Below are 24,118 nucleotides of genomic sequence, written 5' to 3'. Positions count from 1 at the left end.
GACCAACATCCGGGCGACCTTTCCCGCCCGGAGCCTTTGGAATGGACTGGATCTGGTATCTCTTCCGCTTCGACGGCCGCATCAACCGCGCGCTGCTGTGGCAGGCGCTGCTGCTCGTCATGATGCTGGCCTGCATGCTCGGGATGATCGACCAGGCCATCAAGGTGCTGAACGGGGCGGCAACTTTCGCCTTCAACTTCAAGGTCGACTTCGATTTCGGTGTCGACGACATCTTCAACGTGGTCGATCCCAGGGCCTATCGTCAGCTGGCTACGGCCGATCGCGCGACCCTCATCCTCAAAGTGTTCGGCACTTTGCTATTCCTGTGGATCTATCTCGCAACCGCGACCAAGCGGCTGCACGATCGCGACCGGAGCGGCTGGTGGCTGGTTCCGTTCTTCGTCGTGCCTGCGTTGTTCGACCAGTTCTCGGACCTGCTGCCCACCAATTCAAACTGGGTTCTTGCCGTCGCCTGGGCCGTGCACATTCCGTGGTTTTGGGGCCTCGTGGAAATGTTCATTGTGCCCGGCACCTCGGGCGACAACCGGTTCGGCCCCGATCCACTGGCCGTCCTTGAAGATGGCTCCGCGCCCGCACCTTCGACGAAAAGCTGGGACCAGCAGAGCGAGATCGAATTTGTCCCGCCCAGTGCTAGCCCACCCGGCGGCATGCATGTTAAGCGGGGCGCATGACCGATGCTCTCTCGATTGCCCGCGATCTCATCCGCTGCCCCTCGGTAACCCCCGCCGATGCCGGTGCACTGGGCGTGCTCGAAAAAGCCCTCAATGCGGCAGGCTTCACATGCCACCGCGTGACTTTCAGCGAGCCCGGCACCGCCGACGTCGACAATCTCTTTGCGCGGATCGGCACTGACGGGCCGCACATCACCTTTGCCGGCCACACCGACGTGGTACCGCCGGGCGACGAGAGCGCCTGGAGCGTCGGCGCGTTCTCGGGCGAGGTGAAGGACGGCTTTCTGCACGGCCGCGGCGCGGTCGACATGAAAGGCGGCATCGCCTGTTCGGTCGCCGCGGTGCTGGAGCATCTGGCCGCGAACGACGGCAAGCCGCGCAGCGACGGCAAAGGTTCGATCTCCTTCCTGATCACCGGCGACGAGGAAGACGTCTCCATCAATGGCACCATCAAGCTGCTGCAGTGGGCGGCCGAGCGCGGCGAAAAATTCGACCATTGCGTGCTCGGCGAGCCCTCCAATGTCGAGACCCTCGGCGACACCATCAAGGTCGGCCGCCGCGGCTCGCAATCCGGCACGCTGTATGTCGACGGCGTGCAGGGCCATGTCGCCTATCCGCACCGCGCCGCCAATCCGGTGCCTGATATCGCGCGGCTGATCGTGGCCATCTCGGACGAGCCGCTCGACCATGGTAGCGCGCAGTTCCAGGCCTCCAACCTCGAATTCACCTCGGTCGACGTCGGCAACACCGCCAACAACGTCATCCCGGGACAAGCGCGCGCAAAATTCAACATCCGCTACAACGACAACCACACTCAGGCGAGCCTGCGCGAGCTGGTCGAGATGCGGCTGACAAAAGCCTGCGGCAACCGCATTCGCGCCCGCATCGTCTGGGAGCCCTCGAACTCGAACGTGTTCGTGACCAAGCCCGGCCCGTTCACCGATCTCGCGGTGTCCGCGATCGAAGAAGTGACGGGCCGCAAGCCGGAGCTGTCGACCTCAGGCGGCACCTCGGACGCGCGCTTCATCTCAAGCTATTGCCCGGTGATCGAATTCGGCCTGGTCGGCCAGACCATGCACCAAATCGACGAACGCGTGCCGGTCAGGGACCTGGAGCGGTTGACCAAGGTGTATCGCGGGATTTTGGCGAGGTATTTTGGGTAGGCTCTTCCGCCTGCCCACTCCGCTGTCATCGCCCGACTTGATCGGGCGATCCAGTATTCCAGAGACGACAGTGACTGAGCCGAGAGGCCACGGCTACTGGATGCCCCGGTCAAGCCGGGGCATGACAGTGGGGGGATGTAGCGAGAGTACGCGCCCTCATCCCATCAGTAATCCACCTGCATCAGATACAGCCCGTCCGGCGGGGCGACGATGCCGCAGGCGGCGCGGTTGCGTGCGGCGAGCGCTGCGGAGAGATCATCGGCGGTCCAGCGGCCTTCGCCGACCCACATCAGCGACCCCACCATCGAACGCACCTGGCTGTGCAGGAATGAGCGCGCCGAGGTGACTATGGTGATCTCGCGCCCGTCGCGCAGCACGTCGAGCTGATCGAGCGTCTTCTCCGGCGACCTGGCCTGGCACTCGGTGTCGCGGAAGGTGGTGAAATCGTGCTTGCCGAGCAGGCGTTGTGCCGCCGCATGCATCGCATCGGCGTCGAGCCGGCGCGGCACGCGCCAGGCGTGGCCGGCATCGAGTGCGAGATTGGCGCGAGTGTTGACGATACGGTAGCGGTAGTGGCGCTTGATGGCTGAAAAGCGCGCCTCGAAACTATCAGGCACGATATCCGCTTCGAGCACCGCGACAGGATGCGGGCGCAGATGCGCATTCAAGCCGTCGCGAAAACGGCCCGGCGGAAACTGCTTGCCGACATCGACATGCGCGACCTGGCCGCGCGCATGCACGCCGGCATCGGTGCGGCCGGCACCATGGACGCGCGCATCCGCGCCGGTCATCGCCTTCACAGCGGCCTCCAACGCGCCCTGCACCGAGGGCAGCGTCTCCTGCACCTGCCAGCCGAAGAACGGCGCGCCGTCATATTCGATGGTGAGCTTGTAGCGGGGCATCTTGTCCAGTTTCGCTGTCATCGCCCGGCTCGACCGGGCAATCCAGTACTCCGCAGCCTATCCGTTCGACCGAGAAGCCTCGGCGTACTGGATACCCCGCCTTCGCAGGGTATGACAGCGTCAGGTGAATTTGGCGCCGGTCTTCAACGGCACGCCGCGCAGGAAGTCCGCGGCCTGCATGCGTGCCTTGCCTTCGCGCTGGAGCTCGATCAGACGGATTGCACCCTCGCCGCAGGCGATGGTGAGGTGATCGTCGAGCACCTCGCCGGGTGCGCCCGTGCCTTTCGCCAGCTCGCAGCGCAGGATCTTGACCCGCGCATTCTCAAGTTCGGCCCAGGCGCCGGGAAACGGCGACAGGCCGTGGATATGGCGCAGCACCTCGCGCGCGGGCCTGGTCCAGTCGATCCGCGCCTCGGCCTTGTCGATCTTGGCGGCATAGGTGACGCCGTCCTCGCTCTGCTGCTTCAGCTGAAGCCCGCCGCGCGCCAGCGCGGCCATGGCGCGCACCATCAGATCGGCACCGAGCCGCGACAGACGATCGTGCAGATCGAGCGCGGTCATGTTGTCCGTGATCGCGAGCCGTTCCGCCATAGCGACGTCGCCGGTGTCGAGGCCAACATCCATCTTCATCACCATCACGCCGCTCTCGGCATCGCCGGCCATGATCGCGCGGTTGATGGGAGCGGCACCGCGCCAGCGTGGCAGCAGCGAGGCGTGCAGGTTGTAGCAGCCGAGCTTTGGCGCATCGAGGATCGCCTGCGGCAGGATCATGCCATAGGCGACGACGACGGCCGCATCGGCGTCAAAGGCGCGAAACTCTTCCAGCGCCTCCGGCGTTTTCAAAGTCTTCGGCGTCAGCACGGGCACACCGAGCTTTCGCGCGGCCTCTTCCACCGGGGTCGGCTGCAATTGCAGCCCGCGCCGTCCGCCGGGCTTCGGCGCGCGCGTGTACACGGCCGCGATCTCGTGGCCATGCGCGACGAGCTCGAGCAGCGTCGGCACGGAGAAATCGGGCGTGCCCATGAAGATCAGGCGGAGGGGCATCGACAGAGAACCTCACTCCGCGCGCTTGGCGGCTTTCTCGAACTTCTTCAGCACGCGGTCGCGCTTGAGCTTTGACAGATAGTCGACGAACAGCACGCCGTTGAGATGGTCGATCTCGTGCTGGATGCAGGTGGCGTAGAGGCCTTCGGCGTCCTCCTCGTGCACCTTGCCGTCGAGATCGGTGTAGCGCACCCGCACCTTCGCAGGGCGCTCGACCTCCTCGTAATATTCGGGGATCGACAGGCAGCCTTCCTCGTAGACCGACAGGTCCTCCGAAGAGGCGATGATTTCCGGATTGATGAAGACGCGCGGCTCGGGCTTGGTCTCGCCGTCCTGGTCGGGCTTGGCGAGGTCCATGGTGATCAGCCGCAACGGCTGCGCGATCTGGATCGCCGCGAGCCCGATGCCGGGCGCGTCGTACATGGTCTCGAACATGTCGTCGGCAAGCTTGCGGATCTCCGGCGTGACCTTCTCGATCGGCTTGGAGACCAGACGCAGCTGCTTGTCGGGCAGGATGATGATTTCTCTGAGGGCCATGGCCGCGATTTAAGCCGCGCGTTCGATGCGGTCAATGCGGCCGGGAACCCCGTTAACCCTCCGCTAACCATAAAACTTCAGGTTTCGTTAACCATAAAAATTAACAGAGCATTTACCATAAATGTTCGCTATTCGTTCGTGTCTCGAAGCGAATCGGCTAGAAGCAGGGGCATGAACGAGATCATTTTCATGCTTGGCGACTGGCCGGTGCGCACCGTGGACGCGCTGATCGGCTTCGGCGCCCTGGTCCTTATCCTGCTGCTCGTGATTGCCGTCGTGATCGCGCGGTCAGGGCGGCGCGGCGCGGAACTCGCGATGGCCAACGCCATCCGCGCCGACGAGCTCGAGGAGCGCATCAGCCAGATGCTGCACGCCCAGAGCGAGGCTTCGGGGCGAGTCGACGCCATGACCCAGACGCTGGCCGGCCGCCAGGCCGACATGGCGCGCGCGGTCAACGAGCGGCTGGATTCGGTGACCCACCGCGTCGGCCAGTCCATGGAGCACTCGACCCGCAACACCATGGAGAGCCTGCACGCGCTGCACGAGCGGCTCGGCATCATCGACAGCGCACACAAGAACCTCACCGACCTCACCACGCAGGTGACGACCCTGCGCGACGTGCTCGCCAACAAGCAGTCGCGCGGCGCCTTCGGTCAGGCGCGGATGGAAGCGATCGTCCAGGACGGTCTGCCGAAGGGCGCCTACGAGTTCCAGTTCACGCTCTCGACCGGCAAGCGTCCGGACTGCGTCGTGTTCCTGCCCGACCAGCGTCCGCTCTGCATCGACGCGAAATTTCCGCTGGAGGCGATGACCGCGCTGCATGATGCGCGCACCGACGAGGAAAAGCGCATCGCCACGCAGCGGCTGCGCGGTGACGTGATGAAGCATGTCAGCGACATCGCCGAAAAATATCTCGTCGCCGGCGAGACCCAGGAAATGGCGTTGATGTTCGTGCCGTCGGAATCGGTCTACGCCGAGATCCACGACGGTTTCGACGACGTGATCCAGAAGGCGTATCGCGCCCGCGTCGTGCTGGTGTCGCCGTCGCTTTTGATGCTCGCAATCCAGGTGATGCAGCAGATCATGAAGGACGCGCGCATGCGCGATGCCGCCGACCAGATCCAGACCGAAGTGATCAAGCTCGGCGACGACCTCGGCCGCCTGCGCGATCGCGTGCTGAAATTGCAGAAGCACTTTGCCGACGCGAACGAGGACGTCCGCCAGATCCTGATCTCCGCCGACAAGATCGAGAAGCGCGCGGGGCGCATCGAAGAGCTCGATTTCAGCAAGAGCGATGCCCCCGAAGCCCCGCATCTCGTGGCGACCGGCGCTGCCGAGTTGTTCCCGAGGAAGCTCCAGGCGGGGGAGTAGAATATAGAACACACTGTCGTCGCCCGGCTTGACCGGGCGACCCAGTATCCCAGAGACGGCAGATGGGCGGGCGCTGCTACTACGTGTACATTCTCGCCAGCAAGATGGGCGACACGCTCTACATTGGCGTAACGAACGATCTCATCCGCCGTGTGGCCGAACACAAATTGCAGTTAGTCGAGAGCTTCACGAAGGAATAGGGCGTTGTGAAGCTAGTCTATTTCGAGCAATTCGATGATCCCGAGAATGCGATAAAACGCGAGAAGCGCCTGAAAAAATGGACGCGCGCCTGGAAGATTGCGCTGATCGAGAAGGATAATCCCGATTGGAACGATCTCTATGCGGAGATCGCGGGCCCTCCATAACTCCGGCCTCTGGAATACTGGGTCGCCCGGTCAAGCCGGGCGACGACACCTCACTTGTGGCTCTCAGAATCTGCTAACACCACCCCATGACCGCACCCGACGCGACCTCCCCTGCCGGCCCCGGCACGGCCCCCACCTCCTGGCGTGACAGCCTTGCCGTTTACCTGCAGCCGCGGGTGCTGATCGTGCTGTTCCTCGGTTTCTCGTCCGGGCTGCCGCTGGCGCTGTCGGGCTCGACGCTGCTGGTGTGGATGCGGGAATCCGGCGTCGATCTCAAGACCATCGGGCTGTTTGCGCTGGTCGGCACGCCCTACACGCTGAAATTCCTTTGGGCGCCGCTGGTCGATGCGATGCATGTGCCGCTGTTCACGCGCGCCTTCGGGCGGCGCCGCGGCTGGCTGCTGTTCTCGCAATTGCTGCTGATCGCAGCGATCCTGCTGCTGGCGCTGACCGATCCCGCGCGCTCGCCGTTCTACGTCGCGCTCGGCGCATTGCTGGTGGCGACGGCCTCGTCGACGCAGGACATCGTGGTCGACGCCTTCCGCGTCGAGAGCCTGCCGGAGAGCGAGCAGGCCGCCGGCATGGCGTCCTATGTCGCGGCCTATCGCATCGGCATGCTGGTCTCGACCGCCGGCGCGCTGTTCATCGTCTCCGGCTTCGAGAGCACCGGCATCACCCGCACGTCCGCCTGGATGTGGGGCTATGTGGTGATGGCGGCGATGGTCCTGATCGGGACGATCACGGCGCTGGTCGCGACCGAGCCCGAGCAGTCATTGCGGGCGGAAGCCGCGACGCAGACGCAGACCGCGCTCGCGCGCGTGCTGCACGCGGCAATCGGCGCCTTCTCGGAATTCCTGACGCGCAAGGACGCGCTTGCGGCACTCGCCTTCGTCGTGCTGTTCAAGTTCACCGATGCCTTTTCCGGCACGATGACCGCGCCGTTCGTGATCGACCTCGGCTTCTCCCGCAACGACTATGCGGCGATCGTGAAGGGCGTGGGCCTTGCTGCGACTCTGATCGGCGGCTTTGCCGGCGGCTTCGTCGCGCGGCGCTATTCGCTTGCGACCAGCCTCTGGATCGGCGGCGTGGTGCAGGCGCTCGCGAACCTCTCCTTCTCCTGGCTGGCCTTCGTCGGCACCAGCCAATGGGCGCTCGCCTTCGCCATCACCTGTGAGAACTTCACCAGCGCCATCGGCACGGTGATCTTCGTCGCCTATCTTTCGGCGCTCTGCCAGAACCCGCTGCACACGGCGACGCAATATGCGCTGCTCACCGCGCTTGCCGCGGTGGGGCGGACCTATCTCTCGTCAGGCGCCGGCTTCGTGGCTGATACCACCGGCTGGCCGCTGTTCTTCGTGATCTGCATGCTGGTGGCGATCCCGAGCCTGGTGCTGCTGGCCTGGTTGCAGAAGCGCGGGCATTTTGATGCGCTGGGGCCGGTGCGGGTTTAGCGCAACGCCGTCATGGCCGGGCTTGTCCCGGCCATCCACGCCTTGCTACGCGGCGCCAAAAACGTGGATGCCCGGGACGAGCCCGGGCATGACGAAAAACAGATGCGCTTATATGTGTGGCGAGCAAACGGGGCGCCCCCTACTGCTTCTTGATCAGGCTCCATTTCGTGATCACGGCCTCGCTCATCTGGCCGGGATCGCTGGCGCAGGCGACTTCGTCGACCTTGACCGAGATCTCCTTGCCGGCAAACGTCTTCAGCTGCGCTGCCTGCGCGTCGCCGCTGGGAACGAGCTGGAAGGTTTCGGGTCCGGTCTCGAGATTGCACAGCCCGCTCGGCGGCGGCAGTCGGCGCGGCTCGGAGGTGATCTGGTAGGTCGCAACCCGCTTGCCGACGTTCTTGACGTCGCGCACTTTCATCGTGTTCAGCTCGCCCGACAGCACCTCCCCGGCATTGATCGGCTTGCCGGGCTTCGACGGCGGCGGAGCCCCGTCGTCCTGTTGCGCGGAGATGGCCGGCGTCGCCAGCATCGTCAGCGTCGCGACCAAAGCCCATCGTGTGGCGAAAAGTTTCGTCATGTCGTCCGTTCCGTAAGTCTGGATGGCTAGAACAGGGTGCGCTGCCGCATCGCGGCCGATAGCGTACCTTCATCGAGATAATCAAGCTCGCCGCCGACCGGCACACCATGGGCGAGCCGGGTTACTTTTACGTTGGCGTCCTGAAGCAGGTCGGTGATGTAATGTGCCGTGGTCTGGCCGTCGACGGTGGCATTCAGCGCCAGGATGACCTCATGCACCTGTGCCTCATGCGCGCGCGCGACCAGCGCCTCGATGGTGAGGTCCTGCGGGCCGACGCCGTCGAGCGGCGACAATGTCGCACCCAGCACGTGATAGCGCCCTTGAGTGGCATTGGCCCGTTCCAGCGCCCAGAGATCGGCAACGTCGGCGACGACGACGATGATCGAGGGGTCGCGCCTCGGATCGGTGCAGACCGTGCAGGGACTTTGCGTGTCGATGTTGCCGCAGGTCTTGCAGACCTGGACCTTCTCGAGCGCGACCTGCATGGCCGAGGACAGCGGTATCATCAGCGCTTCGCGCTTCTTGATCAGATGCAACGCGGCGCGCCGCGCCGAGCGCGGACCGAGGCCCGGCAGCCGCGCGAGAAGCTGGACCAGCCGCTCGATTTCAGGACCCGCAACAGCGCCCATCCTACTGGCCGAACAGCCCCGACAGCCCCGGCGGCAGACCGAGCCCGCCGGTGAGCGACTGCATCTTCTCCTGCATGGCGGCTTCCGCCTTGCGGCGGGCCTCGCCGAAGGCGGTGACGAGCAGATCCTCGAGCACCTCGCGCTCTTCCGCCTTCATCAGCGAAGGATCGATCTTGACGCCCTTGACGTCCATCTTCGCGGTCATGCGCACGGCGACGAGACCGCCGCCGGAGATGCCCTCGACCTCGACGTTGGCGAGCTGGTCCTGCATCTCCTGCATCTTGGATTGCAGCTGCTGCGCCTGCTTCATCATGCCGAAAATATCGACCATCGGTGCTGTCCTTGGTTGGCGCGATGACTCATCGTCGCGCCTTCGCTGATTGTTTTGAGCGTGATCCAGTCGGAAAAGCGCTGCACGCTTTTTCCGGATCATGCTCTAGAGATCGTCGCCGTCGGAACCGTCGGGCGGATCGTCACTGCCATAGTCGGCGTTAATATCGGATTCCGGCGCCTCGGGGGCAAGCCTGCGGACCTCGACGACCTTCGCACCCGGAAACCGCGACAGCACCTCGCGCACGCGCGGATCGGCCTCGGCGGTGCGCGCATGTTCCTGCTTGGCCGCCTGGCTTACCGAGCGCAGCGTCGGCTGGCCCGGCTCGTTGGAGACGATCACGGTCCAGCGGCGCCCGGTCCAGAGCTCGAATTTTCGCGCGAGATCGGAAATCATGGTCTTGGAGGCGTTCGGCTCGAGCGCGACTTCCAGCCGGCCCTCCTCGAAACGAACGAGGCGCATGTCGCCTTCGAGCGCGCCCTTGGTCAGGAGGTCGCGCTTCTGCCCGGCCAGGGCAACGAGCTGGGTGAAGCTCGTGACGCGCAACACGGGCGTGGCAGCTTGCGGATCCGGCGCGGGTGTTGCCATCTGCGGACGAGCACCACCGCCGCCGAACGAGGACGGTGACGAATTCGGCATGCGAACGGGAGCCGCGGACGCCACCGGCCCGGCCGGCGCGTTGCGCGCGGCACTGCCGCCGCTCACGACCGGCGAACCACCGCCGTTCTGCTCCAGCATCTTGATCGCTTCGTCAGGCGTCGGCAGGTCGGCGACATAGGCGATGCGCACCAGCACCATCTCGGCGGCTGCGGCGGGCCGCGTCGCGGCCTGCACCTCGGTGATGCCCTTGAGCAGCATCTGCCACATCCGCGACAGCACGCGCATCGAGATCTTCGAGGCGAAATCCCGCGCGCGCACGCGCTCGGTCTCGCCATAGGCGACGTTGTCGGCGGTCGCCGGCACGATCTTCACGCGGGTGACGAAATTGACGAATTCGGCGAGATCCGAGAGCACGACGATCGGATCGGCGCCGACGTCGTACTGGTCGCGGAACTCCCTAAACGCGGACGCGATGTCGCCACGCGCCAGAGAATCGAAAAGATCGATGACACGGGTGCGGTCGGCGAGCCCCAGCATCTGCCTGACGGCATCGGCCTTCACGGTGCCTGCCGCATGCGCGATCGCCTGATCGAGCAGCGAGAGCGAATCGCGCACCGAGCCTTCCGCGGCGCGTGCGATGATACCTAGTGCTTCGGGCTCGATCTCGACGTTTTCCTTGGCCGCGATGTTGGCCAGATGCTTCATCAGCACGTCGGCCTCGACGCGGCGCAGGTCAAAACGCTGGCAGCGCGACAGCACCGTGACCGGAACCTTGCGGATCTCGGTCGTTGCGAACACGAACTTGGCGTGCTCCGGCGGTTCCTCCAGCGTCTTCAGGAAGGCGTTGAACGCCGCCGTCGACAGCATGTGGACTTCGTCGATGATGTAGACCTTGTAGCGGGCGCTGGCCGGCGCGTAGCGGACGCTGTCATTGATCTGACGGACGTCGTCCACGCCGGTGTGCGAGGCCGCGTCCATCTCCAGCACGTCCATGTGCCGGCTTTCCATGATGGCCTGGCAATGCACGCCGAGCGTCGGCATCTGGACCGTCGGGCCCTTCACCGAGCCATCCGGCATCTCGTAGTTGAGCGCGCGGGCAAGGATGCGCGCAGTGGTGGTCTTGCCGACCCCGCGGACGCCGGTGAGAATCCAGGCCTGCGGAATGCGACCGGTCTCGAACGCATTTGAGACGGTGCGGACCACGGCTTCCTGGCCGATCAGATCGTCGAACGAGGAAGGACGGTATTTCCGCGCCAGCACCCGGTAGGGCGTGCTGGCCCGGCCGGCGCTGTCAGGGTTGGGAGGGGCGCCAGCGTCGGTCATCGGTCGATCCGCAATGAAGTGTCTTTCGGCCGGCTTTGCGGAAAGGAGCGCGCTGGCGGCCCGAGCCGCCGGCGCAATTCGCTCGGAAAAACAGGTAGGAGACTGACGAGCGACCCGATCCGGACCTCGTTAGGGCTGCTTCCTTCCGGACCTGACCCGGTTGGCGAGTGGCTCGTCCACCGCCAATCTCCCGGCCCCTATTTGGGGCCAAAAGGACCGGAAAGCAAGCGGGTATCGGCTTGAACAGGCGCGGCTTCATGGTGGCTTGCCCAGCATCCGGGCAATTCCTGGTCTGCCCAGCCGATAGGCTGTGCTTTCACTGCCGGAGGCGCCTTGGTAAGAACGCTGCCGGAACTTCTTCCAACAGAAAAGCGATTGATCCCAATGGTTACACGTCGTGATGTTGCATCGATTGTCGGACTTGGCGCGATTGGCGCGGCGACGCTGGCCTCCCCTGCCGTGGCGCAGACCGCCGATACCAACGAATCGACCTTCGCCCGCATCCGCCGCACCAAGAAGATGCGGATCGGCGCGGTCGGCGGCGGCGCGCCCTATTACATGAAGGATCTTTCGACCGGCCAGTGGAAAGGCTTTTACGTCGACATCGCCAAGGCGCTCGCCGAGGACATGGAGGCCGAGCTCGAGATCACCGAGACCACCTGGGGCAATTCGGTGCTCGACCTGCAGTCCAACAAGATCGACATCTTCTTCGGCCTCAACCCGACCCCGAAGCGCGCGCTGGTGGTCGACTTCTCGGTGCCGGTCTTCAACAACGCCTTCGGCATCCTCTGCAAGAAGGACTTCAAGCCGAAGAGCTGGGCCGAGCTGAACTCGCCCGACATCAAGATCGCGGTCGACCAGGGCTCCTCGCACGACCAAGTCGTGAGCCGCCTGACGCCGAAGGCGCAGATCTCGCGGCTGAAGACCGCCGACGACGCCACCGCCGCGCTCCAGACCGGCCGCGTCGACGCGCAGTGCCTGATCACCATGCTGTCGCTCACGGTGCTGAAGAAAAATCCCTCGCTGGGCCAGTTCGTGCTGCCGACGCCGATCTTTGCTACCACGTCGAACGCCGGCTTCCGCCGCGAGACCGACAAGACCTGGCGCGACTACGTCAACACCTGGATCGACTTCAACAAAGGCCTCGGCTTCATTCGCAACGCCATCATCACCAACATGGAGCTGGTGGGCGTGACCGAGGCGGACATTCCGCCGGGCGTTTCGCTGTAGTCTTCCACTGTCATTCCGGGGCGCCCAAAGGGCGAACCCGGAATCTCGAGATTCCGGGCTCGATGCTTCGCATCGCCCCGGACGACAATGCCGGCGGTCAAGGCGTTCGACGAGTAACACACGCATGTATCAGTGGGACTTCGGCATCCTCTGGAGCTATCGCTGGCTCTTTCTCAACGGGCTCGGCGTCACCGTAGGCTTCACCGTGGTCATCGTCGTGCTTGGCCTCGTCTTCGGCCTGTTCGGCGCGTTCGGCACCCTGTCGCGCTTTCGCGCGGTGCGCCTGCTCGCGCTCACCTTCATCGAGGCGTTCCGCTGCACGCCGATCCTGGTGCAGCTGATCTGGTTCTATTACGCGCTGCCGATCCTGGCGGGTGTCGAGATGACCCCAATCACGGCGTCGGCGCTGGCGCTGTCGCTCTATGGCGGCTCGTTCTATTCGGAGATCATCCGCGGCGGCATCATCTCGATCGACCGCGGCCAGTCCGAAGCCGGTGCCGCGCTCGGTATGACCCCGGGACAGAGCATGCGGCGCATCGTGCTGCCGCAGGCGATCAAGCGCATGATCCCGGCGCTGATGAACCAGTCGATCATCCAGTTCAAGAACACCTCGCTGGTCTCGGTGCTGGCGGTGCCTGATCTGGTCTATCAGAGCCAGGTCGCCGCCCATGACAGCTACCGTCCGCTGGAAACCTACACCGCCGTCGCGGTCGCCTATGCGGCGATCCTGATCCCCCTGACCATCATGGTCCGGCGCGGCGAGAAGCGACTGGCGGTCGGCGAATGAGCGACACCTCTTCCAAGATCGAGATCCGGGCGCTGCGCAAAAGCTTTGGCAGCAACGAGGTTTTGAAGAGCATCAGCCTGGATGTCGCGAAGGGCGGCGTCGTGGCGCTGATCGGCCCGTCCGGCTCCGGCAAGTCGACGCTGCTCCGCTGCATCAACCTCCTGGTGACGCCCGACGGCGGCAGCGTTCGCGTCGGCGACACCCGCTTTTCGTTCGGCGAGGGTACGAAGCTCCCCGATGTGAAGACGCTGGCCAAATTCCGTACCACCACCGGCATGGTGTTCCAGCATTTCAATCTGTTCCCGCACATGACGACGCTGCAGAACGTGATGGAGGGACCGGTCACGGTGCGGCGCATGGCCAAGGCGGACGCCGAGAAGCTGGCGCGGGCCCAACTCACGAAGGTGGGCCTTGCAGAGAAGGCCGACCAATATCCGGCAACGCTCTCCGGCGGACAGAAGCAGCGCGTCGCGATTGCGCGGGCGCTCGCCATGGAGCCGGACGTGATGCTGTTCGACGAGGTCACCTCCGCGCTCGATCCCGAGCTTGTCGGCGAGGTCTTGAACGTCATGCAGCAGCTGGCGTCGGAGGGCATGACCATGGTGATCGTCACCCACGAGATCGCCTTTGCCCGCGAAGTCGCCGACCGTCTGATCTTCATGCGCGACGGCGTCGTGGTCGAGGAAGGCCCGGCGCGACAGGTGATCGACAATCCGCAGGAAGGAGCGACGCGCGCGTTCCTCAGCCATTTCCACCGCACCGGCGCGCTGCCGCCGGTTACAACGGCATCGTGATGTCCGAAATCGATCGCGTCTATCTTGTCACCGGCGCCGCCAGCGGCATCGGCCGCGCCACCGCAAAACTGCTCGCGGGGCCCGGCACTGCGCTGCTGCTGCACACGCGCTCCAACGCAGCCGGCCTCGACGCCACGGCGGCGGAAGCCGAAGCGCAAGGCGCGATCGTCGCAAAATGCCTCGGCGATCTCGCCGAGGAGACCGCGGCCACCGACACCGTCGCCGCTACGCAACGTGCCTTCGGCCGGCTCGACGGATTGATCCTGATCGGCGGCCATGCCCGGCGCGGCAGCGCCATCGGTACGCCGGCGGATCAGTTCCGCAAGGCAATGGACGAGTCGGCGCTGGCGTTCACACGGTTGGTGGACGCCGCGCTGCCGCTGCTGCGTGCAGGGCGAGATTCGCGGATCGTGGCGGTGTCGTCGTTCGTCGCTCACGCGATCCGGCCGGAGTTCGCGCCCTTTGCAGCGACGGCCGCGAGCCGCTCCGCGCTCGAAGCGCTGGTGCGGCTCACCGCAGTCGAGCTCGCCAGGGAGGGCATCACCGTCAACGCCGTCGCGCCGGGCCTGATCGTCAAGGACAAGCCCAGCGAAAGCCGGCTTACACCCGAGCAGATCGCCGCGACCGAGACGCTGATCCCGATGGGCCGCCGCGGGCGACCGGAGGAAGTCGCCGAGATCATCGCCTTCCTGGCATCCCCAAAAGCATCCTACGTCACCGGCCAGGTCTGGCACGTCAATGGAGGCCTGACATGACCGAAGCCACCATCGAACGTCTCAGGCTGTTCCTGATCGAGAGCCCGATCAAGATGGCGCGCCTCCAGGGCGTCGGCAACGTCAAGGGTACGGTGAAGCGCGTGCTGCTGGAGCTCACGTCGAGCGACGGCGTGATCGGCTGGGGCGAGGCGGCACCATGGGAAGTGTTCACGGGAACGCCGGAAGCGGCGTTCGCCGCGCTCGACATCTATTTGCGGCCAATCGTGCTCGGCAAGTCGGTGCGCCGCATCCGCGCGCTGATGGCCGAGCTCGATCGTGCGCTGGTCGGACATGCCGAAGCCAAGGTCGCGATCGAGATGGCGCTGCTCGACATCGTCGGCAAGTCGTCGGGACTTTCGGTCGCCGACCTGCTCGGCGGGCGCGTACGCGACACGATCCCGCTGTCGTTCTCGATCGCCGATCCGGATTTCGCCGCCGATCTCGAACGCATGCGGAAGATGGTTCCGGACGGCAATTTGATCTACAAGGTCAAGACCGGCGTGAAGCCGCATCGCGAGGATCTCGATCATCTCGCGGCGATCCGGAAAGAATTCGGCGACAAGGTCGATCTACGCGTCGATTACAACCAGGCGCTGGCGCCGTTCGGCGCCATCAAAATCCTGCGCGATATCGAGCAGTTTGCGCCGACCTTCATCGAGCAGCCGGTGCCGCGCAAATTTCTCGACGTGATGGCGCAGCTCACCGCGGCGCTGGAAACGCCGGTGCTCGCCGACGAAAGCTGTTTCGACCGCCGCGACATGATGGAGGTGGTGCGCCGCGAGGCGGCAGATGCCGTCTCGATCAAGCTGATGAAGGCCGGCGGCCTGTTCGAGGCGCAGGCGATCATGGCGATCGCTGACATCGCGGGCCTGCCCGGCTATGGCGGCACGCTGTGGGAGGGCGGCATCGGGCTTGCCGCCGGCACGCAGCTGATCGCCGCGACGCCGGGCATCTCGCTCGGCTGCGAATTCTACATGCCGCATCATGTGCTGACCGAGGACGTGCTGGAAGAGCGCGTCGCCAATCGCGGCGGCCACGTCGTGGTGCCGGACGGTGCCGGCCTCGGCATCCGCGTCAGCGAAGCCTCGGTCCGCGCCAATGCGCGGGTGTTGGCGGAGGGGTAAAGGCACGCCCCCACCGTCGTCCTGGCGAAAGCCAGGACCCATTGCCCCAAAGAGAAGTTGCGGCACGAGGTCGGTAACCCCGAATCTTCGCCAAACCCAATCCGATGGTAATGGGTCCTGGATCGGCGCTGCGCTTTTCCAGGACGACGATCGCGTATGCCGCCTCTGCGGAGCGCCATCCTTCCCCAATCAGATTCCGTATCGTATGGTCGCAGCAAATATTCGGGGGTTCCGCCCCGCCATGCCCGATCCCATCGGGCCATCCGGAAACCTTTATGTCCGAACCCGCCTGGTCGCTGCACTCCCGCCTGAAAGAGGACACTATCGACATCGGCGATTTGCCGCTGTGCAAGGTCTTGGTCATCAAGGACGCGCATTATCCCTGGCTGCTGCTGGTGCCGCGACGCGCCGACGCGGTGGAGATCATCGACCTCGACGAGGTGCAGCAGGCGCAATTGATGACGGAGATCTCCCGCGTCTCGCGCGCGCTGAAGGAGATCACCCAATGCGACAAGCTCAACATCGCGGCACTCGGTAACCTCGTGCCGCAGCTTCACGTCCACATCATCGCGCGCCGCACCAGTGACGCCGCCTGGCCGCGGCCGGTCTGGGGCGTGATGCAGCCCTTGGCGCACGACGCCACCGAGGTGCAGAGTTTCATCAGCGCGCTTCGCCGCAAGATCTGGTTGGGTTGAAAGAACAAGAAATGTCAGCATTCGACTCGTTTCCACTGGGACAACCCGCCTTCGTCACCAACATTCTCGACCGCGCCGCGCATCTGCGCCGCGACGACGAAAAGCTGTTCGCGATGGAGCAGAAGCCGTCGTCGCGCGCCTATGTGGTCTATCGCGACTCACTGCTGGTGAAGCGCGAGGGCGACAAAGTGCGCGCGCTGCTCGGAATCGACGAGGCGTTGAAATGCGGCGCCAATCCCGGCACGATCTTCTTAGGCTTGCGCGGCGGCGCCGCGATGTTCGGGATGGGCCTGTCGCAGGCCGCGTCCGAGAAGCTGATCGGGCGCGAGGACTACGCCCTCAGCGAGCTGCGCGGCATGGCGATGCAGGGCGCGGTGCCGCCGCAGGAGCTGTCGGCGATCGCGATGGCGAAGTCGATGGTGAGCTGGCATCAGCGCCACGGCTATTGCGCCAATTGCGGCACGCGTACCGCGATGAAGGAAGGCGGCTGGAAGCGGGAGTGCCCGAGTTGCAAGGCCGAGCATTTCCCGCGCACCGACCCTGTCGTGATCATGCACGTCGCCGCCGGCGACAAATGCCTGCTCGGCCGCCAGAAGCAGTTTCCGCCGGGCATGTATTCCTGCCTCGCCGGCTTCGTCGAGGCCGCCGAAACCATCGAGGACGCGGTGCGCCGCGAGATTTTCGAAGAATCCGGCATTCGCTGCACCGAGGTGCAATATTACATGACCCAGCCCTGGCCCTATCCGTCGTCGCTGATGATCGGGTGCAGCGCGCGGGCGGTGAGCGAGGACATCGTCGTCGATCACTCCGAGTTGGAGGATGCGCGCTGGTTCACGCGCGAGGAGGCGGCCTTGATGCTGACGCGGACGCATCCTGACGGGCTCGCCGGCCCGCATCCGTTTGCGATTGCGCATCACCTGCTCGGCCGCTGGGTGCACGACAAGAGCTGAGACGGAGATGGCTGCACCAGGGATCGCGCCGCGCATCCTCTGCATCGGCATTCCCGTGCGCGACCTGACCTTTCGTGTCGAAACCGTGCCCGCGCGCGGCAGCAAGGCGAATGCCAGGCATCTCGCGGAGATTTGCGGCGGCAACGCACTCAATGCCGCGATCGCTATCGCTCGGCTTGGTGGCCGCGTCGCGTTCGCAGGTCCGATGGGCGATGCGCAGGAGACGTCGAGCGGCTTCATTCTCGACCGCATGACATCCGAAAATATCGACACAAGCCATATCGTGCGCATACCTGATGCGAGCACGCCCGTCTCTGCCATCATCATTGACGCGACGGGCGAGCGAACGCTCACGATCTATCGCGATCCGGCCCTGTGGACAGTCGAGCTGCCCGACGCCGACAAGCTGCTCGCCGATTGCCGGGCGGTTCTCGTCGAAAGCCGCTGCGCCGCGTTCGCAACTTCGCTCTGCACCGAGGCACGCCGGCGCGGCATTGCCGTCATCGTCGGCGTCGACCGCGCGATGTCGTTGCAGGACAGCCTGCTCACGGCCGCCTCACATCTGCTGTTCGCCAGTGACCAGTTGCAGGAGACAGCCGGCATCCCCGATGACGGCGCGGCATTGAAGCGCCTGGCCGCGCTCACGCCCGCCTTCCTCGCCGCCACCCGCGGTCCGTATGGCACGATCTGGCTGAACGAGACCGGCGCATTGGAGCAGACGCCGGCCTTCCCGGTTCAGGCCGTCGATACGCTCGGCGCCGGCGACGTCTTCCATGGCGCCTTCACGCTTCGCTTCGCCGAAGGTGGCGGCGTGCGGCAGGCGCTGCGATTCGCCGCGGCCGCCGCGGCGCTGAAATGCACCCGTCCTGGTGGCGGCCTGGCCGCCCCGCAACGCGTTGAAGTTGAAGAGCTTTTGAGCACGTCGCCGGCGGCGACGTTGGAGCGGGCGCCAAGATTATAGACTTGCTATAGAAAGATTTTCTCTATATCAGGGAAAACGTCCCTTGAAATGGAACAAAGTTCTTCAAATGACCGATCTCGCCGTCCCACTCCCCGAGACCAGCCGCCGCCTCGACGCCATCGACCGCAAGATTCTGATGGTGCTGCAGGACGATGCCTCCCTCTCCGTCGCCGAGATTGGCGACCGCGTCGGCCTGTCCTCGACCCCCTGCTGGAAGCGCATCCAGCGCTTGGAGGCCGACGGCGTGATTACCAAGCGGGTGGCGCTGGTCGACCAGAACAAGATCGGGCTCGGCATCTCCGTGTTCGTGTCGGTCGAGAGCTCCGACCATTCCGACGCCTGGCTCAAGAGGTTCGCCGACGCCGTCAGCGCCATGCCTGAGGTGATGGAGTTCTATCGCATGGCCGGCGACGTCGATTACATGCTGCGCGTCGTCGTCGCGGACATGCAGGCCTATGACGTGTTCTACAAGAAACTGATCAGCGCCGTGCCGCTGAAGAACGTCACCTCGCGCTTCGCGATGGAGAAGATCAAGTCGGTCACCGCGCTGCCGATCCCGGCTGTGGTTGCGGCTTAAGGCTCACCACACGCAAACTGTCATCGCCCGGCTTGACCGGGCGATCCAGTATTCCAGAGACGATGATGGGGTTCGGATAAGCCGCGTACTGGATGCCCCGGTCAAGCCGGGGCATGACAGCAGGTGAGACTAGCCTCGCGCCTCAAATCTTCTGATTGTACTCGCCGACTTCGGGATGGGTGCGCAGCACGCTGTTCACCATCTCGAACATGTCGTGCATGCGCTGCTCGGAGACCGGGCTCTCGACCACGACAACGAGCTCGGGCTTGTTGGAGGAGGCACGCACCAGGCCCCAGCTGCCGTCCTCGACCGTGACGCGGACGCCGTTGACGGTGACGAGATCGCGGATCGACTGGCCGCCGATCTTGGCGCCCTTGGCCTGCAAGGCCTCGAAGTGCTTCACCACCTTGTCGATGACGCCGTATTTGGTCTCGTCGGCGCAATGCGGCGACATCGTCGGCGACGACCAGGTCTTCGGCAGCGCGTTCTTGAGATCGGCCATCGACTTGCCGGGGGCGCGGTCAAGCATATCGCAGATCGCCAGCGCCGAGACGAGACCGTCGTCATAGCCGCGTCCATACGGCTTGTTGAAGAAGAAGTGGCCGGACTTCTCGAAGCCGGCGAGCGCACCCGTCTCATGGGTGCGGCGCTTCATGTAGGAATGGCCGGTCTTCCAGTAGGTGGTTTTTGCACCCTGCTTCTGCAGCACCGGATCGGTGATGAACAGGCCGGTCGACTTCACGTCGACGATGAACTGCGCGTCCTTGTGGATCGCGGACATGTCGCGCGCCAGCATCACGCCGACCTTGTCGGCAAAGATCTCCTCGCCGGTGTTGTCGACGACGCCGCAGCGATCGCCGTCGCCGTCGAAGCCGAGACCCACATCGGCCTTGTGCTGCAGCACCGCGTCGCGGATCGCGTGCAGCATCTCCATGTCTTCGGGGTTCGGATTGTATTTCGGGAAGGTGTGGTCGAGCTCGGTGTCGAGCGGGATCACCTCGCAGCCGATCGCCTCCAGCACCTGCGGCGCGAATGCGCCGGCGGTACCGTTGCCGCAGGCCGCGACAACCTTGAGCTTGCGCTTGAGCTTCGGGCGGCTGGTGAGATCGGCGATGTAGCGCGCCGGATAATTCTCGTGGAATTGATAGGAGCCGCCGGCCTTGTTCTTGAACTCGGCGCCCAGCACGATCTCCTTCAGCCGCGTCATCTCGTCGGGACCGAAGGTCAGCGGGCGGTTGGCGCCCATCTTCACGCCGGTCCAGCCATTGTCGTTGTGCGAGGCCGTGACCATGGCGCAGCAGGGCACGTCGAGGTCGAACTGCGCGAAATAGGCCATCGGCGTCACCGCGAGCCCGATGTCGTGCACCTTGCAGCCTGCTGCCATCAGGCCGGAGATCAGCGCATATTTGATCGAGGCCGAATAGCCGCGGAAATCATGACCGGTGACGATCTCCTGGCTGACGCCGAGTTCTGCGATCAGCGCGCCCAGCCCCATGCCGAGCGCCTGGATTCCCATCAGGTTGATTTCCTTCTGGAACAGCCAGCGCGCGTCGTATTCGCGAAAGCCCGTGGCCTTCACCATCGGCTCGGATTCGAAGGCATAGGTGTTGGGCAGCAACACGGATTTCGGCTTGGGGAACATTGAGACGGTCTCGTGAAAAAAGAGCCAGGATTTGATGCAGCCTTAGCGAATGCCGGGCTGCAGCGGAAGGCGGGAATGGCAGCTTATGGATGATAATTGCGGCAGTTTGGTAACGGGGAAATCTGTCCGCGAGAGCGATCGAAATAGAGATTTTCTTGAAATATGTGTCGCCGTCGCCTTTGGGAGGACCTTTACTGCTCCAGCACCATCTGACCGTTGGCGTATTCGAAGCGCCTGAGGCGGGAGAGGAAGGAGAGACCGAGCAGGTTCTCGGACAGTGCTTCGTCGGGCAGCACCATGGCATCGACGTCGCGCACGATTAGGCCGCCGACATCGAGCATGGCGATGCGAGTGCGCGCGGCCTTGATGGTGCCGTTGGCGGTGGAGACGGTGGCGTTGTAATCGCTGCGCGAGGGACGCAGGCCGAAGCGGGCGGCCGAGGTCTCGTTCAGCGCGACCACGGAGGCGCCGGTGTCGACCATGAAGCCGATGCGCTGGCCTTCGATCCGGCCCTCGGTTTGGAAGTGGCCGCGGCCGTCGCGGGGGATGTTGAGGCTGCGGCCGCCGGCCGCCGCGGTGGACGCGACTGCGACCGTACGCGGCACCGACGTCGCCGAGGCGGAGCTCATCCTGTCCGCCATCTGCGCCATGAAGGTGCCGAGGCCGATCATGATCGCCGCGAAGATCATTATGTTACGCATCACACCACTCGAAGCCGAAGCTCGATTTCACCACGCGGAAGGCCGCTCCGCGAGCGACGCTGCGGCCAGAGCGGTGCTATTTTGACGAAAAGGATGAGCGGACGGTTAATGCGCCGGTGTCGCGGATACGACATATCCTCATCCTGAGGTGCCCGCGAAGCGCGGGTCTCGAAGGGCCCGGCCACCAGCGGGGCCGTCATCCTTCGAGACGCTTGCTACGCAAGCTCGTCAGGATGAGGAATTGGCAACGGCGCCTGGGACTAGAACGGGCTCACCGAGAAATACCGCAGCCACAGATCGGTGTAGCGGCCCTTCTCCCAGACGCGGAACATCGCCCAGTTCAGGGCCTGGCGCAGCACGTCGTTGCCCTTGCGTACGGCGATGCCAATGCCCTCGCCGAAGAAACGGCTCTCGACGAAGGGGCCGCCGGAGAAGGCGCAGCAATCGCCGGAATCCGTGCCGTTGATCCAGAACGCGAGCGCGATGGCGTCGCCGAAGATGAAATCGACCTCGCCCTTGCGCAAGGCGCCGCGCATAGCGTCGTCGTTGGGATAAGGGTGCAGCTCGGCGTCGGTGAACAGGGCCTTGAGATAGGCCTCATGCGCGGAGCCGGCGATGACGCCGACCTTCTTGCCTTCGAGATATTCGGGCCGGATCTCCGGCATCACCGCGTCCTTGCGCGAAGCAAAGCGCGCAGGCACGCGGTAATAGGGATCGGTGAAGTCGACCCGGGCGCGGAGCTGCGGACTCACCGCCATCGAGGCGATGATGGCATCGCCCCGGTTGGAGGCGAGCGCATCGACCAGCGTCTCGAAGCGCCGCATCTGCACCGTGCAAGTGACCTTGATCTCCTCGCACAGCGCGCGCGCGAAGTCGACGTTGAAGCCGGCCGGATTACCGTCGGCGCCGGTGTAGTTGAACGGCGGATAGTCGGTCTCGGTCAGGAAACGGATCACGGTCAGGCGCGACAGGTCCGGCCGCTCCGGCCGCCGCCGCGGGTCCCAGAAACCCGGCACCGCCTGCGGGGCGGCTTGCGGCGCGACCTGAGGTGAGGCTTGCGGCGCCGTTGGGGGCTGCTTGGCCGGGGCCTGCGCCTGCGCGGACGGCGCAGCAGCGAGCGCGCAGACGCCGACGATCAGCCCGGTCAGCAAGCCACGGGCGGATTTGGACGATTTCGCCTGTTGCGATGGAGCCATCGGCTGAAATGAACGATTTTCGTTGGGATCGGAGGGCCTTATAGCCCATCCGGCCGGGAACGCGAGCGCGGATTGCGGTCAATAGGGAAGCCTACAGATACCGCTTCAACTCCCCTGCGGCTTCTTCCGGCGTGCGCTTCAGGTTGAACGGCGAGACGAAGCGGCCGTCGCGATCCATCAGATAGATCAGCGCCGTGTGGTCCATGGTGTAGTCGCCGTCCTTGGTCGGGACCTTCTTGGCATAGACCCGGTAGGAGGTGATCACCTTGGCGGTCTCGGCAGGATCGCCGCTCAGCCCTTCGAGGTGCGGGTCGAAGCTCGACAGATAATCCTTCATCGCGGCCGGCGTATCGCGCTCGGGATCGACCGAGATGAAGACGGCATTGACCTTGTCGGCGTCCTTGCCCATCGCGCGCAGCACTTCCGAGATCTCGAACAGCGAGGTTGGGCAGACGTCGGGACAATGGGTGTAGCCGAAGAAGATCAGGGTCGGCTTGCCCTTGAGGTTCTTGTCGGTGACGGTCTTGCCGTTCTGGTCGGTGAGCTGGAACGGGCCGCCGATCGCGGCCGGCTGCGCCACCTTGCCGACCCCGCCCATGGCCCAGAATACGATCAGCAGCCCGAGGACGAGGCTTGCGGCGAAGGCGGTCGCGATCACCAGCGGACGGGCGGTAGGGCTCATGAGCGGAAAACTTCCTGTCGCGTGTCAGAAGCAGGCGGCAAGACCGGTCCTGATCATTTCGAAGAACACCTGGCTGCCGTAGTGGAACCAGAGCGCGAGCGCGCCGAGCACGACCAGGCCGCCGACGCCAGCACCTGCCAACAGCAGCACGACCGGCGTCCGGCCGGCAGTGGGCGAATTGTCCGATACAGGATGGGTAGGGTGCAGTGGTTGAGCCATGACAACGATCGGGGTGAAGGGTTCCCTGCCTTTCAAATAGGCGCTGGGACCGGGCCGGGCAAGCGCGGCGGGCGGGCTGGAGAACTTGTGATACGGAGGTTCTCCGTCATGCCGGGCTTGCGCGGCCGAAGCCGCTTCCGCGAGGCGAAGGCCCGGGCATCCACGGACTTTCCAGCCGGGCCCAAGAACGTGGATGGCCGGGACAAGCCCGGCCATGACGACAGATTAGTGAAAGGCGAATGACTGCCGCGGCCTACCGCGACGATGGCTTGTTGGCCGAGGCCTGCGCGTCGAGGTAGCAAGGCTTGTACATAGCCTGGAGCTGCCGGCCCTTCAGGAAGAGCATATGCGGGGTGAGGCCGCCGCGCTGATTGATCCAGCGCTTCACCTGCGAGGGATACATCGCATAGAGCATCTGGGTCGCTTCGGTATTGGTGACGGCGCGGCCGTTGCTGCCGAAATCCCACGCGGCGTGGAAGCCCAGTGTGGCGTGCGACGTCACGCAGATGCGGTCAGGCGGGATGGCGCCGAGGACGATGGTGCAGGCAGAGGCGCAGAGACCGTCGATGATGACGGTATCGCCCGACTGTCGCAGGTCCTGGTATTTGTCGACGTAGGTTCCGATCCGGCCGCCGCGGTCATCCGCGATCCGAACCACCGCGTGAGAAGCGCCCATGCTCGCGATCAGGAGAACCGCCGCAAGCAACCCCGTCAGAAACTTCATTGGCCCCCGCCCCAGTCGAATTCGAATCTGTGTGTCAGGTGGTGATGCCCTGCTAGGGTCCGTCGTAACCGCGGTTTTGTCTAGGCATGCCGGCTC

Annotated in this window: 26 protein-coding genes, 1 other RNA gene and 1 pseudogene; 14 read left to right on the top strand and 14 right to left on the bottom strand. The window is 64.7% G+C overall.

Annotated features, from left to right (window positions below; genetic code table 11):
- Positions 1 to 41: 41 nt before the first annotated feature.
- On the top strand, positions 42 to 692 hold the full coding sequence (locus IVB07_RS02860) for a DUF805 domain-containing protein (protein ID WP_018453026.1): 651 nt from the start codon (positions 42 to 44) through the stop codon (positions 690 to 692).
- Positions 689 to 1,855: a succinyl-diaminopimelate desuccinylase gene (gene dapE / locus IVB07_RS02855; RefSeq protein WP_018453025.1), complete on the top strand. Its 1,167-nt coding sequence runs from the start codon at positions 689 to 691 to the stop codon at positions 1,853 to 1,855. Before IVB07_RS02860 ends, dapE begins: the two co-directional genes overlap by 4 nt.
- Before the next feature lie 164 nt (positions 1,856 to 2,019).
- Here dapE and truA read toward each other — a convergent pair whose 3' ends face one another.
- From truA to def, 3 genes are all read right to left on the bottom strand, one after another.
- Positions 2,020 to 2,757 (bottom strand): tRNA pseudouridine(38-40) synthase TruA, encoded by a 738-nt coding sequence (gene truA / locus IVB07_RS02850; protein ID WP_026232440.1) that lies wholly within the window; start codon positions 2,755 to 2,757, stop codon positions 2,020 to 2,022.
- Between the two features lie 120 nt (positions 2,758 to 2,877).
- Positions 2,878 to 3,801, bottom strand: a complete 924-nt coding sequence (fmt, locus tag IVB07_RS02845) for a methionyl-tRNA formyltransferase (RefSeq protein WP_018453023.1) — start codon at positions 3,799 to 3,801, stop codon at positions 2,878 to 2,880.
- Positions 3,802 to 3,813: 12 nt separating this feature from the next.
- Positions 3,814 to 4,338: a peptide deformylase gene (def, locus tag IVB07_RS02840; protein ID WP_007597693.1), complete on the bottom strand. Its 525-nt coding sequence runs from the start codon at positions 4,336 to 4,338 to the stop codon at positions 3,814 to 3,816.
- 171 nt (positions 4,339 to 4,509) lie between these two features.
- On the opposite strand from def, the gene rmuC reads away from it, so the two are divergent.
- The 3 genes and pseudogenes from rmuC to IVB07_RS02825 all read left to right on the top strand — a co-directional run bounded on the left by rmuC (position 4,510) and on the right by IVB07_RS02825 (position 7,525).
- On the top strand, positions 4,510 to 5,709 hold the full coding sequence (gene rmuC, locus IVB07_RS02835) for a DNA recombination protein RmuC (RefSeq protein ID WP_018453022.1): 1,200 nt from the start codon (positions 4,510 to 4,512) through the stop codon (positions 5,707 to 5,709).
- A 62-nt stretch (positions 5,710 to 5,771) separates the two neighbouring features.
- A pseudogene (locus tag IVB07_RS02830) lies at positions 5,772 to 6,074 on the top strand (GIY-YIG nuclease family protein).
- Between the two features lie 86 nt (positions 6,075 to 6,160).
- Entirely contained in the window at positions 6,161 to 7,525 is a 1,365-nt protein-coding gene (locus tag IVB07_RS02825; RefSeq protein ID WP_018453019.1) for an MFS transporter, read from the top strand.
- 139 nt (positions 7,526 to 7,664) lie between these two features.
- Here IVB07_RS02825 and IVB07_RS02820 read toward each other — a convergent pair whose 3' ends face one another.
- The 5 genes from IVB07_RS02820 to ffs form a co-directional block, all read right to left on the bottom strand.
- On the bottom strand, positions 7,665 to 8,102 hold the full coding sequence (locus IVB07_RS02820) for a hypothetical protein (protein ID WP_026232439.1): 438 nt from the start codon (positions 8,100 to 8,102) through the stop codon (positions 7,665 to 7,667).
- A 26-nt stretch (positions 8,103 to 8,128) separates the two neighbouring features.
- On the bottom strand, positions 8,129 to 8,731 hold the full coding sequence (recR, locus tag IVB07_RS02815; protein WP_018453017.1) for a recombination mediator RecR: 603 nt from the start codon (positions 8,729 to 8,731) through the stop codon (positions 8,129 to 8,131).
- Position 8,732: 1 nt separating this feature from the next.
- Positions 8,733 to 9,062: a YbaB/EbfC family nucleoid-associated protein gene (locus tag IVB07_RS02810; protein WP_007597704.1), complete on the bottom strand. Its 330-nt coding sequence runs from the start codon at positions 9,060 to 9,062 to the stop codon at positions 8,733 to 8,735.
- 105 nt (positions 9,063 to 9,167) lie between these two features.
- A complete protein-coding gene (locus IVB07_RS02805) occupies positions 9,168 to 10,985 on the bottom strand; it encodes a DNA polymerase III subunit gamma/tau (RefSeq protein WP_018453016.1) in 1,818 nt (605 codons plus the stop codon).
- Between the two features lie 94 nt (positions 10,986 to 11,079).
- Positions 11,080 to 11,176: signal recognition particle sRNA small type (gene ffs / locus IVB07_RS02800), an RNA gene on the bottom strand.
- Positions 11,177 to 11,369: 193 nt separating this feature from the next.
- Between ffs and IVB07_RS02795 the strand changes: the two genes are divergently transcribed.
- The 9 genes from IVB07_RS02795 (at position 11,370) to IVB07_RS02755 (ending at position 18,858) form a co-directional block, all read left to right on the top strand.
- A complete protein-coding gene (locus tag IVB07_RS02795; RefSeq protein ID WP_018453015.1) occupies positions 11,370 to 12,215 on the top strand; it encodes a transporter substrate-binding domain-containing protein in 846 nt (281 codons plus the stop codon).
- A 124-nt stretch (positions 12,216 to 12,339) separates the two neighbouring features.
- Positions 12,340 to 13,002, top strand: a complete 663-nt coding sequence (locus IVB07_RS02790; protein ID WP_018453014.1) for an amino acid ABC transporter permease — start codon at positions 12,340 to 12,342, stop codon at positions 13,000 to 13,002.
- Positions 12,999 to 13,796, top strand: coding sequence for an amino acid ABC transporter ATP-binding protein (locus IVB07_RS02785; protein ID WP_018453013.1), 798 nt, complete (start codon positions 12,999 to 13,001; stop codon positions 13,794 to 13,796). Before IVB07_RS02790 ends, IVB07_RS02785 begins: the two co-directional genes overlap by 4 nt.
- Entirely contained in the window at positions 13,796 to 14,551 is a 756-nt protein-coding gene (locus tag IVB07_RS02780) for an SDR family oxidoreductase (protein WP_018453012.1), read from the top strand. Before IVB07_RS02785 ends, IVB07_RS02780 begins: the two co-directional genes overlap by 1 nt.
- Entirely contained in the window at positions 14,548 to 15,675 is a 1,128-nt protein-coding gene (locus tag IVB07_RS02775) for a muconate cycloisomerase family protein (RefSeq protein ID WP_018453011.1), read from the top strand. The genes IVB07_RS02780 and IVB07_RS02775 overlap by 4 nt, the downstream gene beginning before the upstream one ends.
- Before the next feature lie 275 nt (positions 15,676 to 15,950).
- Positions 15,951 to 16,370, top strand: a complete 420-nt coding sequence (locus tag IVB07_RS02770; RefSeq protein ID WP_018453010.1) for an HIT family protein — start codon at positions 15,951 to 15,953, stop codon at positions 16,368 to 16,370.
- An 11-nt stretch (positions 16,371 to 16,381) separates the two neighbouring features.
- Positions 16,382 to 17,320: an NAD(+) diphosphatase gene (gene nudC, locus IVB07_RS02765; RefSeq protein WP_018453009.1), complete on the top strand. Its 939-nt coding sequence runs from the start codon at positions 16,382 to 16,384 to the stop codon at positions 17,318 to 17,320.
- A 7-nt stretch (positions 17,321 to 17,327) separates the two neighbouring features.
- Positions 17,328 to 18,281, top strand: coding sequence for a sugar kinase (locus IVB07_RS02760; protein ID WP_018453008.1), 954 nt, complete (start codon positions 17,328 to 17,330; stop codon positions 18,279 to 18,281).
- Positions 18,282 to 18,348: 67 nt separating this feature from the next.
- Positions 18,349 to 18,858, top strand: coding sequence for an Lrp/AsnC family transcriptional regulator (locus tag IVB07_RS02755; RefSeq protein WP_018453007.1), 510 nt, complete (start codon positions 18,349 to 18,351; stop codon positions 18,856 to 18,858).
- A 142-nt stretch (positions 18,859 to 19,000) separates the two neighbouring features.
- On the opposite strand, the gene IVB07_RS02750 is transcribed toward IVB07_RS02755, so the two are convergent.
- The 6 genes from IVB07_RS02750 to IVB07_RS02725 form a co-directional block, all read right to left on the bottom strand.
- Positions 19,001 to 20,500 carry a phosphomannomutase/phosphoglucomutase gene (locus tag IVB07_RS02750; protein WP_018453006.1) on the bottom strand — a complete coding sequence of 500 codons (1,500 nt, stop codon included), beginning with the start codon at positions 20,498 to 20,500 and terminating at the stop codon, positions 19,001 to 19,003.
- A 191-nt stretch (positions 20,501 to 20,691) separates the two neighbouring features.
- Positions 20,692 to 21,201, bottom strand: coding sequence for a TIGR02281 family clan AA aspartic protease (locus IVB07_RS02745; RefSeq protein ID WP_026232438.1), 510 nt, complete (start codon positions 21,199 to 21,201; stop codon positions 20,692 to 20,694).
- A gap of 260 nt (positions 21,202 to 21,461) precedes the next feature.
- Positions 21,462 to 22,397, bottom strand: coding sequence for a transporter substrate-binding domain-containing protein (locus tag IVB07_RS02740; RefSeq protein ID WP_018453004.1), 936 nt, complete (start codon positions 22,395 to 22,397; stop codon positions 21,462 to 21,464).
- 91 nt (positions 22,398 to 22,488) lie between these two features.
- The gene (locus IVB07_RS02735) at positions 22,489 to 23,079 is read right to left on the bottom strand and encodes an SCO family protein (RefSeq protein ID WP_018453003.1); all 591 of its coding nucleotides are present in this window, start codon (positions 23,077 to 23,079) and stop codon (positions 22,489 to 22,491) included.
- A gap of 24 nt (positions 23,080 to 23,103) precedes the next feature.
- Positions 23,104 to 23,298 carry a hypothetical protein gene (locus IVB07_RS02730; protein WP_026232437.1) on the bottom strand — a complete coding sequence of 65 codons (195 nt, stop codon included), beginning with the start codon at positions 23,296 to 23,298 and terminating at the stop codon, positions 23,104 to 23,106.
- A gap of 253 nt (positions 23,299 to 23,551) precedes the next feature.
- Positions 23,552 to 24,022: a hypothetical protein gene (locus IVB07_RS02725; protein ID WP_018453000.1), complete on the bottom strand. Its 471-nt coding sequence runs from the start codon at positions 24,020 to 24,022 to the stop codon at positions 23,552 to 23,554.
- Positions 24,023 to 24,118 lie beyond the last annotated feature (96 nt).

It is taken from the genome of Bradyrhizobium sp. 172 (assembly GCF_023101065.1).
In the GTDB taxonomy this organism is placed as follows: Bacteria; Pseudomonadota; Alphaproteobacteria; order Rhizobiales; family Xanthobacteraceae; genus Bradyrhizobium; species Bradyrhizobium canariense_D.
Note: the sequence above shows the minus strand (reverse complement) of the source record. Positions and strands in the feature narration are given on the sequence as shown.

Excerpts from the sequence above, each read along its gene's own strand:
- IVB07_RS02860 (WP_018453026.1), top strand. The coding sequence starts at position 42 with ATGGACTGGATCTGGTATCTCTTCCGCTTCGACGGCCGCATCAACCGC.
- dapE (WP_018453025.1), top strand. The coding sequence starts at position 689 with ATGACCGATGCTCTCTCGATTGCCCGCGATCTCATCCGCTGCCCCTCG.
- truA (WP_026232440.1), bottom strand. The coding sequence starts at position 2,757 with ATGCCCCGCTACAAGCTCACCATCGAATATGACGGCGCGCCGTTCTTC.
- fmt (WP_018453023.1), bottom strand. The coding sequence starts at position 3,801 with ATGCCCCTCCGCCTGATCTTCATGGGCACGCCCGATTTCTCCGTGCCG.
- def (WP_007597693.1), bottom strand. The coding sequence starts at position 4,338 with ATGGCCCTCAGAGAAATCATCATCCTGCCCGACAAGCAGCTGCGTCTG.
- rmuC (WP_018453022.1), top strand. The coding sequence starts at position 4,510 with ATGAACGAGATCATTTTCATGCTTGGCGACTGGCCGGTGCGCACCGTG.
- IVB07_RS02825 (WP_018453019.1), top strand. The coding sequence starts at position 6,161 with ATGACCGCACCCGACGCGACCTCCCCTGCCGGCCCCGGCACGGCCCCC.
- IVB07_RS02820 (WP_026232439.1), bottom strand. The coding sequence starts at position 8,102 with ATGACGAAACTTTTCGCCACACGATGGGCTTTGGTCGCGACGCTGACG.
- recR (WP_018453017.1), bottom strand. The coding sequence starts at position 8,731 with ATGGGCGCTGTTGCGGGTCCTGAAATCGAGCGGCTGGTCCAGCTTCTC.
- IVB07_RS02810 (WP_007597704.1), bottom strand. The coding sequence starts at position 9,062 with ATGGTCGATATTTTCGGCATGATGAAGCAGGCGCAGCAGCTGCAATCC.
- IVB07_RS02805 (WP_018453016.1), bottom strand. The coding sequence starts at position 10,985 with ATGACCGACGCTGGCGCCCCTCCCAACCCTGACAGCGCCGGCCGGGCC.
- IVB07_RS02795 (WP_018453015.1), top strand. The coding sequence starts at position 11,370 with ATGGTTACACGTCGTGATGTTGCATCGATTGTCGGACTTGGCGCGATT.
- IVB07_RS02790 (WP_018453014.1), top strand. The coding sequence starts at position 12,340 with ATGTATCAGTGGGACTTCGGCATCCTCTGGAGCTATCGCTGGCTCTTT.
- IVB07_RS02785 (WP_018453013.1), top strand. The coding sequence starts at position 12,999 with ATGAGCGACACCTCTTCCAAGATCGAGATCCGGGCGCTGCGCAAAAGC.
- IVB07_RS02780 (WP_018453012.1), top strand. The coding sequence starts at position 13,796 with ATGTCCGAAATCGATCGCGTCTATCTTGTCACCGGCGCCGCCAGCGGC.
- IVB07_RS02775 (WP_018453011.1), top strand. The coding sequence starts at position 14,548 with ATGACCGAAGCCACCATCGAACGTCTCAGGCTGTTCCTGATCGAGAGC.
- IVB07_RS02770 (WP_018453010.1), top strand. The coding sequence starts at position 15,951 with ATGTCCGAACCCGCCTGGTCGCTGCACTCCCGCCTGAAAGAGGACACT.
- nudC (WP_018453009.1), top strand. The coding sequence starts at position 16,382 with ATGTCAGCATTCGACTCGTTTCCACTGGGACAACCCGCCTTCGTCACC.
- IVB07_RS02760 (WP_018453008.1), top strand. The coding sequence starts at position 17,328 with ATGGCTGCACCAGGGATCGCGCCGCGCATCCTCTGCATCGGCATTCCC.
- IVB07_RS02755 (WP_018453007.1), top strand. The coding sequence starts at position 18,349 with ATGACCGATCTCGCCGTCCCACTCCCCGAGACCAGCCGCCGCCTCGAC.
- IVB07_RS02750 (WP_018453006.1), bottom strand. The coding sequence starts at position 20,500 with ATGTTCCCCAAGCCGAAATCCGTGTTGCTGCCCAACACCTATGCCTTC.
- IVB07_RS02745 (WP_026232438.1), bottom strand. The coding sequence starts at position 21,201 with ATGCGTAACATAATGATCTTCGCGGCGATCATGATCGGCCTCGGCACC.
- IVB07_RS02740 (WP_018453004.1), bottom strand. The coding sequence starts at position 22,397 with ATGGCTCCATCGCAACAGGCGAAATCGTCCAAATCCGCCCGTGGCTTG.
- IVB07_RS02735 (WP_018453003.1), bottom strand. The coding sequence starts at position 23,079 with ATGAGCCCTACCGCCCGTCCGCTGGTGATCGCGACCGCCTTCGCCGCA.
- IVB07_RS02730 (WP_026232437.1), bottom strand. The coding sequence starts at position 23,298 with ATGGCTCAACCACTGCACCCTACCCATCCTGTATCGGACAATTCGCCC.
- IVB07_RS02725 (WP_018453000.1), bottom strand. The coding sequence starts at position 24,022 with ATGAAGTTTCTGACGGGGTTGCTTGCGGCGGTTCTCCTGATCGCGAGC.